Here is a 16,249-nt window from a genome sequence, read left to right on the forward strand (position 1 = left end):
CGAAGAATGAGGCTGCGATCGGCCGCAAAGCGGCCGTGCCCCCTGCCCTCGGTGCCCTGATATACCGAGGTGCCGGGTCTGCGCCTGCTTCGCAGTCGATCGCAGCCTGGTGCCTCGGCAGCGGCTACAGTGCCTCGCGACACCTGCCCGCACTCGACCGGGAACCGGGCCCCTCACGCCACGGATTCCCCACCCTGGGGAACATCAGCCTGTCATCTGGGTCGGTTACATAAATGACTGGCTCGGGCCACGCGACGAACGCGTGCAAAAACGCGACATTTTTTGTTGATCTCAGGCCCCTCACGCCCTAAAGTTCGCGCCGAACGTCCATGCTGGAAACGATCCATCCGGCTCAAGTACTGACGACGAGACAGCAAGGCCATAGGGAAACCTTTTGCAGATCGTTTGAGAGCGTAGCGAGCGCAGGCAAGACAAGGCGGGAAGAGGCGAGGAAGCGGAGTTTACTGGTTGTAAATGAGCATTCCGAGCCTCTTCCCAACGCAGTATTGCTCGCGTAGCGCCGAAGGCGCACAGCACGCAGTAGCTCTCAAACGATCTGGGTGGCCTTTTTGCTTTCGGCGGCAATGCCTTGGGAAGTAGGCGAACCAAAGTGGGGATACGGAGGACGTTCATTTGCACCCATTGTTTTTACCCGTTTGCCATTAGGAGCTCCCAGGTATGTCGATTCAGGTCGAAGACTATTTCGCGCGCGAAACCTTTCAGAAAATGAAGGCGTTCGCCGACAAGCAAGAAACCCCGTTCGTGGTGATCGACACCCAGATGATCGCCCAGGCCTACGATGACCTGCGTGCCGGTTTCGAGTTCGCCAAGGTCTACTACGCGGTAAAGGCCAACCCGGCCGTCGAAATCATCGACCTGCTGCGGGAAAAAGGTTCGAACTTCGACATCGCCTCGATCTACGAGCTGGACAAGGTGCTGGGCCGCGGCGTCAGCCCGGACCAGATCAGCTACGGCAACACCATCAAGAAATCCAAGGACATCCGCTACTTCTACGAGAAGGGCGTGCGTCTGTATGCCACCGACTCCGAAGCCGACCTGCGCAACATCGCCAAGGCCGCGCCGGGCTCGAAAGTCTATGTGCGCATCCTCACCGAAGGCTCGACCACCGCTGACTGGCCGCTGTCGCGCAAGTTCGGCTGCCAGACCGACATGGCCATGGACCTGCTGATCCTCGCCCGCGACCTGGGCCTGGTGCCTTACGGCGTGTCGTTCCACGTGGGTTCGCAACAGCGCGACATCAGCGTCTGGGACGCAGCGATCGCCAAGGTCAAGGTGATCTTCGAACGCCTGAAGGAAGAAGACGGCATCCACCTCAAGCTGATCAACATGGGTGGCGGCTTCCCGGCCAACTACATCACCCGGACCAATAGCCTGGAAACCTACGCCGAGGAAATCATCCGCTTCCTCAAGGAAGACTTCGGCGACGAGCTGCCGGAAATCATCCTCGAGCCTGGCCGCTCGCTGATCGCCAACGCCGGCATCCTGGTCAGCGAAGTGGTGCTGGTGGCGCGTAAATCCCGGACCGCCGTGGAACGCTGGATCTACACCGACGTGGGCAAGTTCTCCGGCCTGATCGAAACCATGGACGAAGCCATCAAGTTCCCGATCTGGACCGAGAAGAAAGGCGAGACGGAAGAAGTGGTAATCGCCGGCCCGACCTGCGACAGCGCCGACATCATGTACGAGAACTACAAGTACGGCCTGCCGCTGAACCTGGCCATCGGCGACCGCCTGTACTGGCTGTCCACCGGTGCCTACACCACCAGCTACAGCGCTGTGGAATTCAACGGCTTCCCGCCCCTGAAATCCTTCTACGTGTAAGCGATACGCCGCAACGAAAAAGCCCATGACTGGTCATGGGCTTTTTTATGCCTGCGCGATAAACGCTGAAAAAATGCTTCTGTAGGAGCGAAGCTTGCTCGCGATAGGCCGAAGGCCGGTGGTGGCCTTGATGCCGCCTTCGCGGGCAAGCCTCGCTCCTACAGAAGCTACAGCCGGGCTAATGCCTCGCGATCGGTTTCATCCCCCAACTGCGCCGCGCGCTGGTGATACGCCAGGGCCAGGCCACGAATCTCTGGATGGGCAGCCTGCAACAAGGCGCCGCGGGCGACCCGCAGGAAATTCAGGTTGCCGCCAGCCAACGCCTGGTCCAGCCAGCCCAGCGCCTCGTCGATACGCCCGGCATCGGCCAGCACCGCGGCGTGGCTGAACTGCCCACGAAAATCCCCGCCCTCGGCGGAACGGCGATACCAGTCACAGGCCGCCGCGACATCCCTGGGGCAGTGATGCCCCTCCTCCAGATAACGGCCCAACAGGTTCATGGATTTGGCGTGGCCCATGGCGGCCGCCCGCTGGTAGCAGCTCAAGGCCAGGGCCTGGTTTTCAGCGACCCCGCGACCGGTGGCCAGCAGGTTGGCGTAGTTGTACAGCGCCCAGTCCAGCCCGGCTTCGGCGGCCTGGCGATAATGCCCGGCGGCGACCTGGGCATCGGCCTCGCAGCCCCAGCCATGCTCGTGGCAACGCCCCAGCATGTTGCGCGCCATCAGCTGCCCGCCCTTGGCGGCGATCGCAAACCAGCGCAGCGCCAGCGCCTGGTCGCGCTCGATGCCCAGGCCATCGAGCAGGATCTGCCCGAGCAGCGCCTGGGCATCCGGCACGTCCTGCCCGGCCGCCAGCAGGATCGCCTGGGCGGCCCGGGCCGGGCTCTGTTCGAGCATGGCGCGCAGTTGCTCGCCGTCGAGGACTTCCTCGCGGCGTAACTGGAAACTCACGGCTTACACCTCGACCCAGCGACGCAACAGGTTGTGGTAGGTGCCGGTCAGGCGGATCAACGACGGATGCTCCGGCATGTCGCGGGTCAGTTGCTGGATCGCCTCGTCCATCTCGAACAGCAGGGCGCGCTGGCTGTCTTCGCGCACCAGGCTCTGGGTCCAGAAGAACGACGCGTAACGGGTGCCGCGGGTGACCGCGTTGACCTTGTGCAGGCTGGTGCCCGGGTACAGCACCATGTCGCCGGCCGGCAGCTTCACCCGCTGGGTGCCGAAGGTGTCCTGGATTTCCAGCTCGCCGCCGTCGTAGTCCTCCGGGTCGCTGAAAAACAGGGTCGACGACAGGTCGGTCCGCACCCGCTCGACGCTGCCCTTGGGCTGGCGCACGGCGTTGTCGATATGAAAGTCGAAACTGCCACCGGCGGTGTAGCAGTTGAGCAGCGGCGGGAAAACCTTGTGCGGCAGCGCCGCCGACATGAAGCGCGGGTGCTGCCACAGGCGCTCGAGCATCGCCGCGCCAATCTCCTGGGCCAGCGGATGGCCTTCGGGCAGTTGCAGGTTGTGCTTGGCCTTGGCCGACTGGTAACCGGCAGTGATCTTGCCGTCGGCCCAGTCCGCCTGCTCCAGGGCCTCACGGATACGCAGCACTTCTTCACGGGAGAACAGGCCGGGAATATGCAGGAGCATGAGGCAATACCTGAAAGCAAAGGGGAGGTGCAAATGATATTTATTCTTATTGCAAATGTAAAATGCGCAGACGAATGAAAACGTAAAAACCGTAAAGCGAAATTGTAAAGAATGTAAATTCCGTGCGAATAGCAATATTTCGCAATTGATACATAGACTTGTTCGCCTTATATTCCGCCGCCTCAAATCCTTGGGGAGGGGAATCACCATGTCGCGCCAACCACCACAATTACCGCTCGGTTCACCACGCCTGCTGGCGTCTGCGATTGGCGTGGCGATCACCGCCGGCTCCGCAGCCCATATGGCTTTTGCCGCGGAAAACACCGAGAAGAAAGCCGCCGGCAATGCCATTTCCCTGGACGCCACCAGCATCACCGGTGAAGCTCAGGACCAGACGTCCTACCAGGTCGAAAAAGCCTCGTCGCAAAAGTACACCGCGCCGCTGGTCAACACGCCGCGCTCGGTCACCGTGGTGCCTCAACAAGTGCTCAAGGACACCGCCGCCACCTCGCTGCAGGATGCGCTGCGCACCGTGCCGGGCATTACTTTCGGCGCCGGCGAAGGCGGCAACCCGCAAGGCGACCGTCCGTTCATCCGTGGCTTCGATGCCCAGGGCGACACCTACCTCGATGGCGTGCGCGATACCGGCGGCCAGAGCCGCGAGATCTTCGACATCGAATCGATCGAAGTCAGCAAGGGGCCCAACTCCTCCTTCGGCGGTCGCGGCTCGGCCGGCGGCAGCCTCAACCTGGTGAGTAAGACGCCCAAGCAGCAAGACTTCCTCAACGGCGGCTTCACCTACGGTTCCGACCAGACCCGCCGTTATGTGCTGGACGTCAACCGCCAGTTCCTCGACAGCGCCGCCTTCCGCCTGAACCTGATGAGCCACGAGCAGAACGTGGCCGGTCGCGACGCCGTCAACTACGACCGCTGGGGCGTGGCACCGTCCCTGACCTTCGGCCTGGGCACCCCGACCCGGGTCAACTTCAGCTACTACCACATGGAAAGCGACGACCTGCCGGATTCGGGCATTCCCTACGGCTACAGCTCGGCCAGCGCCACCGCCCACAAGCACGACAAACCCACCGACGGCGGCGACAGCGACAACTTCTATGGCTTGAAGGATCGGGACTTCCGCAAGACACGCGCGGACATCAGCACCGTCTCCATCGAGCACGACCTGAACGACAACATGACGCTGAAAAACACCCTGCGTCATGGCAACACCGGCCAGGACTACATCCTCACCCAGCCGGACGACAGCAAGTTCAACGTCAACAAGTACGGCACCGTGTGGCGTCGCGCCAACTCGCGGGTGTCCACCACCGAAACCACCACCAACCAGACCGACCTGTTCGGCGAATTCCAGGCCTTGGGCTTCAAGCACAACTACTCCACGGGCCTTGAGTTCACTGGCGAAGAGACTCGCGTCAGCAGCTACAACATCGCCGGCAACACCGCCAAGGTCTGTAATCCGGGCAGCATCCCCAGCTGCACCTCGCTGAGCAATCCGAACCCGGACGATGCCTGGACCGGCGACATCAGCCGCAACTACTACGGCACCAACACCAAAGCCACCAGCCGCGCGGCCTATGTGTTCGACACCATCGAACTCGATCCGCAATGGCTGCTCAATGTCGGCCTGCGCTACGACACCTTCGACACCGTAGCCAATACCGACACCGCCACTGGGCGCACCAAGATCAAGGACGACAGCCAGTTCTGGAACTGGCAGGCCGGCCTGGTGTGGAAACCGACGGACAACGGCAGCGTCTACGCCTCCTACGCGACATCGGCCACACCACCGGGTGGCATGGTCGGTGAGGGCGCAGATCCCAACCCGCCAACTGCCGGCGCCAGCGTCAGCGATCTGCAACCGGAAGAAACCGTCAACTACGAGCTGGGCACCAAGTGGGACGTGTTCAACGATCGCCTGTCCCTGACCGCCGCGGTGTTCCGTACCGAGAAGAAAAACACCCGCATCCTGGTGGACGCCCTGACCTACCAGAACGCCGGTGAGTCCCGCGTCGACGGCCTGGAGCTGTCGGCCAGCGGCAAGATCACCGACAAGTGGCAAGTCTTCGCCGGCTACAGCTACCTGAAAAGCGAGCTGGTGGACGCCGGCCTCAACGGGCGTAACGGGGTCGTCAGCGCCGGTTCGAACAAAGGCAATGAAATGCCGAACACGCCGAAAAACAGCTTCAGCCTGTGGACCACTTATGAAGTGCTACCGAAGCTGACCGTAGGCGGCGGTGCGTTCTATGTCGACGAGGTGTATGGCGATGCCGGCAACACCGTGTATGTGCCGTCCTACACCCGCTACGACGCCATGGCCAGCTACAAGCTGAGCAAGAACGTCGACCTGCAGTTGAACGTGCAGAACCTGACCGACAAGACCTACTACGACAAAGCCTACTCGGCGCACTTTGCCAACCAGGCAGCCGGCCGTACCGCCTTGTTCACCACCAACTTCCACTTCTGACGAGGTGGAACGCGGCGGGTTTCACCTGTAGCCGCTGCCGCAGGCTGCGATCGGGGCGAAGCCCCGCAAAGCTGGCGCTGCGGTATGCCTGACCTGTACGGGCGTCGGGTTTGGCGACTGCTGCGTCGGAATGCCGCCCAAGCCGATCGCAGCCTCGCCAGGGCTCGGCAGCGGCTACACGGTGGACCTGTAGCCGCTGCCGCAGGGGAGCGCAGGATCTCAAGATCGCTGGAGGACCTGCGGTCCTATCGCAGCCTTCGGCAGCGGCTACAAACGCATGAGCCCCACCTGTTTCGGCAAGTGGGGCTTTTGTGCGTAAGAAAGAATGTTTCTCGACAACTCACGGCATAATGCGCGCCGTGGCACAGACTTAAGAACCAACGAGGCGGTCGATGTGTTGAAGAAAACCCTGTTCCAGTTGCACTGGTTTTTCGGCATCAGCGCCGGCCTGGTCCTGGCCTTGATGGGCATTACCGGAGCGACCGTGTCGTTCCAGGATGAAATCCTGCGTGCCCTCAACCCCTCCACACTGCAGGTGGAAAAGCAGCCGGCCGGGGTCCTGCCGCCCGCCGAGCTGGTGGAAAAAATCCAGGCGGCCTCGGGCAAGACCGTGTCGATGCTCACGGTAGAGGCCGACAGCGGCAACGCCGCACGCGTGTGGTTCACCCCGCCACCGGGCCAGCGCCGTGGCGAAATGCGTTATTTCGACCCCTACACCGGCGAATTCATGGGCGCCGCCCTGGGCCAGGACTTCTTCGGCCTGATGCTGCAACTGCACCGTTTCCTGGCCATGGGCGACAGCGGCCGGCAGATCACCGGCGCCTGCACCCTGATCCTGATTTTCTTCTGCCTGTCCGGCCTCTACCTGCGCTGGCCGCGCCAGGTGGCGAGCTGGCGCGCCTGGCTGACCCTGGACTGGGCGAAAAAAGGCCGCGGCTTCAACTGGGACCTGCACGCCGTGGCCGGGACCTGGTGCCTGCTGTTCTATCTACTGGCGGCGCTGACTGGCTTGTCCTGGTCCTACGAGTGGTACAACAAGGGCCTGAACAAGCTGCTGGCCGACTCGCCACAGAGCCAACGCATGAAGGGCGGCCGAGGCGCGCCGCCCCAGGGCCCGGCGCCGACCGCCGACTACAACGCCATGTGGCTGGGCATCTACAGCACCGCCGGCAAGGACCTGAGCTCCTACAACATCCGCATGCCGGCGGTGGCCGGCCAGCCGGCGACCGTGTTCTATCTGCTGAAGAGTTCGCCTCATGACCGGGCGCTGAACCAGATCACCATCGACCCCAACAGCGGCGTAGCCAGCCGCCATGACCGCTACAGCGACAAGAGCCTCAAGGCGCAGTTGCTGACCAGCATTTATGCCCTGCACGTGGGCAGCTACTTCGGCATTGTCGGGCGGATCCTGGTGACCATTGCTTCGCTGACCATGCCGCTGTTCTTTATCACCGGCTGGCTGCTGTACCTGGATCGCCGGCGCAAGAAACGCCAGATCAAGGACGCGCGCCAGGGCCTGAGCGCCGACACCGGCGATGCCTCGGCCTGGCTGATCGGCTTCGCCAGCCAGAGCGGTTTCGCCGAACAACTGGCCTGGCAGACCGCCGGGCAACTGCAGGCCGCCGGCGTACCGACCAAGGTCCAGCCGCTGGCCAGCGTCAGCGAGCAGGACCTGCTCAATACCCAGAACGCATTGTTCGTGGTCAGCACTTTCGGCGACGGCGAAGCGCCGGACAGCGCCCGGGGCTTCGAGCGCAAGGTATTGGGCCGCGCCCTGTCCCTGGACAACCTCAAGTACGCCGTACTGGGCCTGGGCGACCGGCAATACCCGCACTTCTGCGGTTTTGCCAAGCGCCTGCATGGCTGGCTGGCCGAACATGGCGGCAACACCCTGTTCGCCCCGGTGGAAGTCGACAGCGGCGACAGCTACGCCCTGCGCCACTGGCAGCAGCAACTGGGCCAGTTGATCGGCCAGGCGCCGGTGGACCTGTGGCAGGCGCCCGCCTACGACAACTGGACCCTGAACCAACGCGAGCTGTTAAACCCGGACAGCAGCGGTTCGGGCGTCTACCTGCTGGGCCTCACCCCACCGCAGCCAAACAGCTGGCTGGCCGGCGACCTGGTAGAAGTGCTGCCGCGCAATTGCGCGTGGGCCATCGAGTTCTTCCTCGACGGCCTCGGCCTGGACGGCAGCGCCACGGTGCAGCTCGACGGCCTGACGGAAACCCTGACCCAGGCCCTGGCCAGCCGCCAGCTCCCGGAAAACCGTGCCCACCTGGTGGGCCTGCATGCCCAGGCGCTGGTGGATGCCCTGGTGCCGCTGGCCATGCGCGAATACTCCATCGCCTCGATTGCCAGCGATGGCCAGCTGGAGTTGCTGGTGCGCCAGGAACGCCACCCCGACGGCAGCCTGGGCATCGGCTCCGGCTGGCTCACCGAGCATGCGCCGGTGGGTTCGGCCATCAGCCTGCGGGTGCGGCGCAACAGCGGCTTCCATCTGCCGGCCGAGCCTTGCCCGCTGATCCTTCTGGGCAACGGCACGGGCCTGGCCGGCTTGCGCAGCCTGCTCAAGGCGCGCATCGCCGACGGCCAGCAAGACAACTGGCTGATCTTCGGCGAGCGCAACGCCGAGCATGACTTCTATTGCAAGGACGAGTTGCAGGAATGGCTGACCGCCGGCGATCTGCGCCGCCTGGACCTGGCGTTCTCCCGCGACCAGGCCGAGAAAATCTACGTCCAGGATCGCCTGTACCAACAGGCCGAACGCCTCAAGCAATGGCTGGCCGACGGCGCCTCGATCTACATCTGCGGCAGCCTGCAAGGCATGGCCTCGGGCGTGGATCAGGTGCTCAACGAAGTGCTGGGGGCCGAGGTGGTCGAACAGCTGATCGAGCAAGGCCGCTATCGCCGCGACGTCTACTGACCCACTCCACGCTTCTGTAGGAGCGAAGCTTGCTCGCGATAGGCCAAAGGCCGGTAGCGGCCTTGATACCGCCATCGCGGGCAAGCCTCGCTCCTACATGACTACACCGGCTGCAACTTGCGCTCGAACACCGCCACCCCGTCCAGGTCCCGCAGGATCACCTTCAACTCCCCGCTCTGCCCTTCGATCTGCACTTCGCCGAAGAACTGGAACCCGGCGAACGGCGAGGTGTTCTGCGCCGGCGGCGCCTTCTGGAACACCACCTCCGGGCCGAAGGTCTGGTCCAGCACGTTGGGCCCGAAACTGCCGGCATTCAAAGGCCCGGCGACGAATTCCCAGAACGGTTCGAAATCCTGGAACGCCGCGCGGTCCGGGTGGTAATGGTGCGCCGCGCAGTAATGCACATCCGCCGTCAGCCACACATGGTTGCGCACCTTGTGCTTGCGCAGGGACGCCAGCAACTCGGCGATCTCCAGCTCGCGGCCCTGGGCCGGGCCCGGGTCGCCATTGGCGATCGCCTCCCAGCGCGGCACACCGGGGCTGACCTCGCCGTCCGGCACGCCAAGGCCGATGGGCATGTCGGCCGCCACCACCTTCCACTGCGCCTTGGAGTGCTTGAGCCCCTGCTTGAGCCAGTCCAGCTGCTCACGGCCAAGAAACGGCTTGGCCGCGCCAAGGTTGTCGTCGTTGCCTCCGCGATAGCTGCGCATGTCCAGCACGAACACATCCAGCAGCGGCCCGTAGCTCAGCTTGCGATAGATCCGCCCGCCCTGGTTGGCGCTCTGCAAGCGCATCGGCGCGTACTCCAGCCAAGCCTGCCGCGCGCGCCCCACCAGGGTGTGGATATCTTTGTTGGTGTAGCGCTCATCCAGCACCTTGCTCGGCGACCAGTTGTTGACCACCTCATGGTCGTCCCACTGCCAGATCTGCGGCACCTCGGCGTTGAAGCGCCGCACGTTCTCGTCCAGCAGGTTGTAGCGGTAGTTGCCGCGGTATTCGTCGAGGGTTTCGGCGACCTTGCTCTTGGCCTCGGTGGTGATATTGCGCCACACCCGGCCGTTCTCGGTGGTCAACTGCGCCGGCACCGGGCCGTCGGCGTAAATGGTGTCGCCGCTGTGGATAAAAAAGTCCGGCAGACGCCGGCGCATGGCCTCGTATATGCGCATGCCGCCAATGTCCGGGTTGATGCCAAAACCCTGGCCGACGGTATCGCCGCTCCACACAAAACGGATATCGCGGCGAGTCTGCGGCACGCTGCGCAGATGGCCGAACCAGGGCTTGCTGCGCACGCCGGTCTGCGCGTCCTCGAAATACACCCGATAAAAAATCGCCTGATCGGTGGGCAGCCCGCCCAACTCGACCCGCGCGGTGAAGTCGGTGCGGGCATCGACCAGGGGTGAGACAAACTTGCGCGGGTTGCTGAACCGGCTGCGGGTATCCCACTCCACCACCATCCGCGCCGGCCGGTCGGTACGGCTCCAGACCATCGCCCGGTCGCCGAGCAAGTCGCCGGACTGCACGCCATCGACCATCTTCGGCCGGTCCTTGGGCGAAGCGATCACCGCCGGCGCCAGCCCCGGCAGCAACAACCCCGCCCCCGCCACCTGAATCAAACGCCGCCGACCGAGAGTGAAATCGCTCATGGTTGCTCCCTGACCACCTGTCAAAAGGCAACCTTAGTAGGCGGCGATGAAGGGGATATGACAAGGGACGGGGCTGGCAAATGACATGGCTGCAAAAACGGGACGCGGTGTTATTCCCGGCACTGGCGGATGCTGGGGGATAGGCGTTGGGGCTGCCTGTACGGCAGTGAACGACGAAGCGGCGAACAACCTCAAAAACTGGATTTTCTGAGCTGCCTATACGGCAGTGAACGCCTGTTCCGCGAGTGCAGACATTCGTTCAGGCTCGATCATCTGTGGCGAGCGGCTCGTAATCGAATGCTACCTGCCCGCCGCAGCTGTCAGCGTGTGCTCATTCAGGGTGATTCAAGGACGGAAAGGATCAGGCCCGCCATTTACTGTGGAGCAGGACAGCTCTTGGCGGCGGCCTGGAGCGCCTTTGCGTAGTCCACGTAGGTTTCTAGATCGTAAGGTTCGGCGGTTATTTCAAAGCTCGACTCTCCGTCGTAGCCGATCTCCTGCCAGACTTCCAGGGCCCATTTCCGACCATTCTGCGATGCTACCAAGTCAAAAGTATGGCTATTCAGATCACTGCTTTCACCTAGAAAGGAGTAGCGATAATGCAGACTCTTGTACCAGTTAGGTATCGCCGTAATTGCTCTAATGGCGTTTTTTGCGAGTCCCTTATCGGTCTCATTCAACTCATACATTTTGCCAATGATGAGTTTTCCAGTTCGTTCTAGTTCTGCTATCGGTACAGGCAGCGGTTCTCGACTGATCAACCGAGAATACTGGCAGTCAAACACCCAGCGACCAGTCTTCACATAGTCGTCGGCGTAGATCACCACGCCGTTGCCCAAGTCCGTCTTGTATACGCTCGTCATTACTTTGAATCCGTAGTTGGCCGCAATCAGCAACAAAGGAGAAAAAATGCTAAAGGCTATCCAGAAGCCTTTACTTCGGTAAAAACTCAAAGTGGCCTCCCGGTACGCCAAGGGGTGTATCACCAGAAATCACGGGATTGATAGCGCCCATGGTCTGGTAAGTGAATTCGAGTAAACGATGGCTATTCTTTCGCTCCTTTTCCAGTGTTTCCCACTTCCTGCACCATTCTTTCCCAGGTGCTGCGTTGCCACTGATTCCGCAAAGATCGCCCATGCGGCGCTCCTCGAACGAACCCCAGGTGTTCTTGTAGTCCGAGCGTCGAATAAAGGCGTGCACCTTGATCTGCAGGTGATTGGCCAGCAACTGCGCCAGGCTCTCATTCGTCTGCGGAAAGAACTGAATGCCGTCTTCGACGGGGAAGTCCGAGCGATTACCCATGCCGGTCCTACAGGCGTAACTGTCGATCTGCGCCGAACTGGTAAACGCCGAAGGTAAAATTTTATCGTAGCTCAGTACATCCAAGGACATTTGGAAGTCCCCGGCAAGCTGATAGCCAAAGGCGATCCGATGCGGAACTCCGTGGCTGAATAGCGATAGGTATTCGATGGGGGATTGCTTGCGGTCCTTGCCTTGGTTCAGGTAGTCGATCAGCTCCTGGACGTTGGCCACGCCAATAAAGCCAGCATCATAGGCATCAGCGGATTCACGTGCCGCACTGAGCATTGCTTCGCTGTATGACGGGGTGAACACTACCAGCGTCCGCGCCAGGGCGGGCTTGCTGCGCTTGAATTCGGCCAGTTCGCGCACAGCCTGGCCGATGAACATCATTTGGTTGCCCGAGCTTGTGTCGTGCTGGCTGCCGGCGACTGCGATTAGCTCGGGAGTCAACGGCTCCTTCGGGGTTGTTAAGGACGAACTGCCAGGTTGCACCAGAGCGCCCGAGAGCAAGGCGCGCTGCTCCAGTTGTGGATCGGCCAACAGCTCAGACATCAGTTGATCGTTCACTGAGCCGTCCGGGCGCACGGCACCGAGCTTGGCGAAGTCAACGATAGCCTGGGTTGCTGCACCACCGAACTGGAAACCGCCGAAGGTATCGGGGCTGCCCGAGATGATCGTTCCGCCGTGACTGGTAGGGCTGCCCAGGTGAGCCACTGGGCGCCCGTTCAAGATGATCGAGGGAAACCCCGTGGTAATAACCGCACCACAACCGCAGATGTCACCGACTCGGACGGCCCCCATGAAGTTGATGTTTATGTCACCGGAAGCGGAGGTAACCGAGGTGGTGCCATGACCTCGAAGTGGGCAGACGTGTTTGTCGCCCAGGCGAGCAGAGGGGAGCATTTATCATCCTTGCGTTAACTGATCCGTGAGGGAGGCTCTGATTCTTTGCAACTCCCCGAACCTAGCAAGTGGCGAAAGGCAAGGCTGTAAGACGATTCTGAACTTTGATGACGTGGCTGTTTTGGTAGCTCGCCTCTTACGGGTCTACAGACAAAAAAACGCCCCGACCGGGATCAAGGCGAGCTCCCACTCTACCGACCATTAACGCCAGTCGTTAAAGCGAGTTGGGCCATACCTTCAATGCGTTTATCGCAGCTGCCTATTCGGCAGTGAACCCGTTCGCCCTGGGCGACGCGGTCAGCGGCCAGTTGTCGATCAGAGGCGATTACCGTCGAGCAAGGCGTCCACCACTCCGCGCGCCATCTCCACGGAATGCACCAACGACCAGATCAGGCCACGCTCGATACCGCTGGCGTGTTCGGTGATTTCGTCGGAAACCTCCTCGGCGGATTTGAGCAGCATAGAAACGTGAAGCAACGCCTCTTCGGCGCTGATGCCGGGACGGACGGTGAAGAGCGAATCGTTACCCGCAGGCCCCGCCGCGGTGGGTTTCAAGGCTGCGAGCAACGAGCCTTCCACAGGATGGTTGGCCAACGCCTGACGGACCTGCTCATTGGCCTGGTCGTGGTCTGGATTGCGGCGTGAGAACAGCAGGGAAACGGGTGGATCGGGGACGAGTTTTTTCATGGTGTAACTCCCGAGCAATGGAGCTTTCACCCGTCGCTGCTAAACGATTGAGGGTGGCAGCTGGACGCGGGTTAGCAGACCAGGGCTCAGGAACCCGGCGCACCCGAAGGTGCCCCACGTACAGCCGCCATAACAGACCAGCCAGAATAAAATCCGACCGGGAAGACATGGTGTCTTATACGCCTGAGACTTACCGAGCTGCTAAACCCGGCCACTGAAAAACCAGTGACAAACCCGAGGCTAGACAGTGCCCTTCCCAGACGCAAGCGGCCCGGAGTTTCTCGGAAAAGCCTTACAAAGGAAAGCGAAGTGCCTCACTTTCAGACAGCGTCTTACACGACAAACCTGTCAGCCGCGGGACCTGATCGCGAGCAAGCTCGCACCTACAAAAGGCTCCGATATAACCGCGCCCCCTGTAGCCGCTGCCGCAGGCTGCGATAGGACCGAAGGTCCTCCAGCGGGCTCAAGATCCTGCGCCTGCTGCGCAGTCGATCGCAGCCTCGCAAGCTCGGCAGCGGCTACAGGGTTTAACGTCGACCACCCGACCACCATCGAACCGCAACATCGCTTTTGCTTTGGCTTTGGCTTTTGATTCTGCTCTTGATCCACCCGCCCCATCGGGAGGCCGAGTGGAGGCGTTCATCAGGGGGATGGCGCGCAGCGCCCCTCGACGTAGTCGAGGACATCGTATGGAGGTCGAAGCGCAGCCGACCGGAGTCGATGCCCCCTGATGGACGCCGGAGCGAGGGAACCTGAGCGCAGCGAAGGCCGTACGCAGGGGCAAGCGTTTTTGCTTACTTTTTTGGCGTCTGAAAAAAGTGAGTCGCCGTAAGGGCGAAACCGCCAGCAGCCGTGACCGCAGAAACGGATATGTACCCCGTCCAAAAAATGCAGCGCCAGCGCGAACGCCATCGCAGGCAAGCCTCGCTCCTACGGAAGCTGACCAAATGTGAGTCCGAAACCATAAGCCGCCGTTACCGCAGGAATGGATATGTACACCGTCCAAAAAATGCAGCGCCAGCACGGACGCCATCGCGGGCAAGCCTCGCTCCTACGGAAACGAGGCAAGCCCGCCTGAGGCACTCAGGCCTTGACCGGCTCCAGCGCCAGCTCAGTCGCCTCCGGCCGCTTCACCAGCGCATACACCACCGCCGTCAACAAACTCCCCGCCACAATCGCCAGCAAATACAACAACGCATGGTTGATCGCATTCGGAATCAACATCACAAACAACCCACCATGGGGCGCCATCAGCTTGCAGCCGAAATACATCGACAGCGCCCCGGTCAGCGCGCCGCCGGCGATGCTCGCCGGGATCACCCGCAACGGGTCCTTGGCGGCGAACGGAATCGCCCCTTCGGAGATAAAGCACAGCCCCAGCACCAGCGCCGCCTTGCCGGCTTCCCGCTCGCTCTGGGCAAACTTGCGCCGGGCGATAAAGGTCGCGATGCCGAGGCCAATCGGCGGCACCATGCCGGCGGCCATGGTCGCCGCCATCGGTGCATAACTCTGCGACGCCAGCAGCCCCACGGAGAAGGCATAGGCCGCCTTGTTGATCGGCCCGCCAAGGTCGACGCACATCATGCCGCCGAGCAACACCCCCAGCAGGATCGCGTTGGTGGTACCCATGCTGTCGAGGAAGTGGGTCAGGCCGGCGAGCATTCCCGCCACCGGCTTGCCCACCACGTAGATCATCACCAGGCCGGTGAACAGGCTGGCCAGCAACGGGATGATCAGGATCGGCTTCAAGGCCTCCAGGCTCTGGGGCAAGCGCGCGTATTTACTGATGGCCTTGGCTGCATAGCCGGCGATGAAACCGGCAATGATCCCGCCGATAAAGCCCGCGCCCAAGGTGCTGGCGAGCATGCCGCCGATCATCCCCGGCGCCAGGCCCGGGCGGTCGGCGATGGAATAGGCGATGTAACCGGCCAGCAGCGGCACCATCAGCTTGAACGCGGTGTCGCCGCCGATCTGCATCAACGCCGCGGCCAGGGTCCCCTCCTCCTTGAACGCGGTGATGCCGAAGACGAAGGACAGGGCGATCATCAAGCCCCCCGCCACCACCATCGGCAGCATGAACGACACACCGGTCAGCAGGTGCTTGTAGACCCCGGTTTTCTCTTGCTTGGCCGGGGCCGCGCCAGCACCCGCCGCGGCCGACTCCACCTGGCCTTCGGCCAGGGCCTTGTTCAGGGTCGCCTCGGATTGCTTGAGGGCGATGCCGGTGCCGCAGCGGTAGATCTTCTTGCCGGCGAAGCGCTCGGTGGGCACTTCGATGTCCGCGGCCAGCAGCACCACATCCGCCGCGGCGATGGCCTCGGCGCTCAACGGGTTGCGTGCGCCCACCGAGCCCTGGGTTTCCACTTGCAGCTCGTACCCCAAGCGCTTGGCGGTCTGCTGCAAGGCCTCGGCCGCCATAAAGGTGTGGGCCACGCCGGTCGGGCAAGCGGTGACCGCCACCAGCCGTGGCGCATTCTTGCTGGCCGGCGCCGGCTCGGCCACGGCTTCGGCCGCGGCATACACCTGGGCCTCCTCGGCGCCACGGCGCAGCACTCCGTCGACGTCCTGCAGGGCCACGGAGGGCGAGCTCTGGAACACCCGCTTGCCGACAAAGCGCGACATATCCAAAGGCCCGGTGCTGACCACCAGCACCCACTCGGCCGCTTCGAGGGTGGCGGCCGACAATTGCCGCTCCAGGTGCGCCTCGTCATGCACTTCGACGCTGGTGCTCCAGCCCTGGCGCTGGGCCGCGGCGTCCAGCAACCGGGCGCACAGCACACTGGTGACCATGCCGTTCGGGCAGGCGGTAACAATGGCTAACTTCATGAGCAAC

Annotated in this window: 10 protein-coding genes; 3 read left to right on the top strand and 7 right to left on the bottom strand. The window is 62.4% G+C overall.

The features are described 5' to 3' along the window. The first annotated feature begins 678 nt into the window (after positions 1-678). The gene (locus tag AC07Y9_RS13235; RefSeq protein ID WP_007923836.1) at positions 679-1,842 is read left to right on the top strand and encodes a type III PLP-dependent enzyme; all 1,164 of its coding nucleotides are present in this window, start codon (positions 679-681) and stop codon (positions 1,840-1,842) included. Between the two features lie 167 nt (positions 1,843-2,009). On the opposite strand, the gene AC07Y9_RS13240 is transcribed toward AC07Y9_RS13235, so the two are convergent. After that, the gene (locus AC07Y9_RS13240) at positions 2,010-2,792 is read right to left on the bottom strand and encodes a tetratricopeptide repeat protein (RefSeq protein ID WP_102678647.1); all 783 of its coding nucleotides are present in this window, start codon (positions 2,790-2,792) and stop codon (positions 2,010-2,012) included. Positions 2,793-2,795: 3 nt separating this feature from the next. Continuing rightward, positions 2,796-3,476: a Fe2+-dependent dioxygenase gene (locus AC07Y9_RS13245; RefSeq protein WP_009042146.1), complete on the bottom strand. Its 681-nt coding sequence runs from the start codon at positions 3,474-3,476 to the stop codon at positions 2,796-2,798. A gap of 208 nt (positions 3,477-3,684) precedes the next feature. On the opposite strand from AC07Y9_RS13245, the gene AC07Y9_RS13250 reads away from it, so the two are divergent. Beyond that, positions 3,685-5,958 carry a TonB-dependent receptor gene (locus AC07Y9_RS13250; protein ID WP_102678648.1) on the top strand — a complete coding sequence of 758 codons (2,274 nt, stop codon included), beginning with the start codon at positions 3,685-3,687 and terminating at the stop codon, positions 5,956-5,958. A gap of 394 nt (positions 5,959-6,352) precedes the next feature. Further along, on the top strand, positions 6,353-8,881 hold the full coding sequence (locus AC07Y9_RS13255) for a PepSY domain-containing protein (RefSeq protein WP_102678649.1): 2,529 nt from the start codon (positions 6,353-6,355) through the stop codon (positions 8,879-8,881). Positions 8,882-8,982: 101 nt separating this feature from the next. Here the strand turns inward: AC07Y9_RS13255 and AC07Y9_RS13260 are convergent, their stop codons facing one another. The 5 genes from AC07Y9_RS13260 to AC07Y9_RS13280 all read right to left on the bottom strand — a co-directional run bounded on the left by AC07Y9_RS13260 (position 8,983) and on the right by AC07Y9_RS13280 (position 16,242). After that, positions 8,983-10,524 carry an alkaline phosphatase D family protein gene (locus tag AC07Y9_RS13260; RefSeq protein WP_102678650.1) on the bottom strand — a complete coding sequence of 514 codons (1,542 nt, stop codon included), beginning with the start codon at positions 10,522-10,524 and terminating at the stop codon, positions 8,983-8,985. 374 nt (positions 10,525-10,898) lie between these two features. Then, positions 10,899-11,477, bottom strand: a complete 579-nt coding sequence (locus AC07Y9_RS13265) for a hypothetical protein (protein WP_146021748.1) — start codon at positions 11,475-11,477, stop codon at positions 10,899-10,901. Beyond that, positions 11,458-12,729, bottom strand: coding sequence for a PAAR domain-containing protein (locus AC07Y9_RS13270; RefSeq protein ID WP_102678652.1), 1,272 nt, complete (start codon positions 12,727-12,729; stop codon positions 11,458-11,460). The genes AC07Y9_RS13265 and AC07Y9_RS13270 overlap by 20 nt, the downstream gene beginning before the upstream one ends. A gap of 315 nt (positions 12,730-13,044) precedes the next feature. Next, positions 13,045-13,416, bottom strand: coding sequence for a DUF6124 family protein (locus tag AC07Y9_RS13275; RefSeq protein ID WP_102678653.1), 372 nt, complete (start codon positions 13,414-13,416; stop codon positions 13,045-13,047). A 1,083-nt stretch (positions 13,417-14,499) separates the two neighbouring features. Further along, positions 14,500-16,242, bottom strand: a complete 1,743-nt coding sequence (locus AC07Y9_RS13280; RefSeq protein ID WP_102678654.1) for a PTS fructose-like transporter subunit IIB — start codon at positions 16,240-16,242, stop codon at positions 14,500-14,502. Between the last annotated feature and the right edge of the window lie 7 nt (positions 16,243-16,249).

It is taken from the genome of Pseudomonas sp. GW456-L12 (assembly GCF_059424045.1).

What these genes read in the sequence shown, in the direction of transcription:
- AC07Y9_RS13280 (WP_102678654.1), bottom strand. Translation starts at nt 16,242, where the DNA reads ATGAAGTTAGCCATTGTTACCGCCTGCCCGAACGGCATGGTCACCAGT.
- AC07Y9_RS13275 (WP_102678653.1), bottom strand. Translation starts at nt 13,416, where the DNA reads ATGAAAAAACTCGTCCCCGATCCACCCGTTTCCCTGCTGTTCTCACGC.
- AC07Y9_RS13260 (WP_102678650.1), bottom strand. Translation starts at nt 10,524, where the DNA reads ATGAGCGATTTCACTCTCGGTCGGCGGCGTTTGATTCAGGTGGCGGGG.
- AC07Y9_RS13245 (WP_009042146.1), bottom strand. Translation starts at nt 3,476, where the DNA reads ATGCTCCTGCATATTCCCGGCCTGTTCTCCCGTGAAGAAGTGCTGCGT.
- AC07Y9_RS13250 (WP_102678648.1), top strand. Translation starts at nt 3,685, where the DNA reads ATGTCGCGCCAACCACCACAATTACCGCTCGGTTCACCACGCCTGCTG.
- AC07Y9_RS13235 (WP_007923836.1), top strand. Translation starts at nt 679, where the DNA reads ATGTCGATTCAGGTCGAAGACTATTTCGCGCGCGAAACCTTTCAGAAA.
- AC07Y9_RS13270 (WP_102678652.1), bottom strand. Translation starts at nt 12,729, where the DNA reads ATGCTCCCCTCTGCTCGCCTGGGCGACAAACACGTCTGCCCACTTCGA.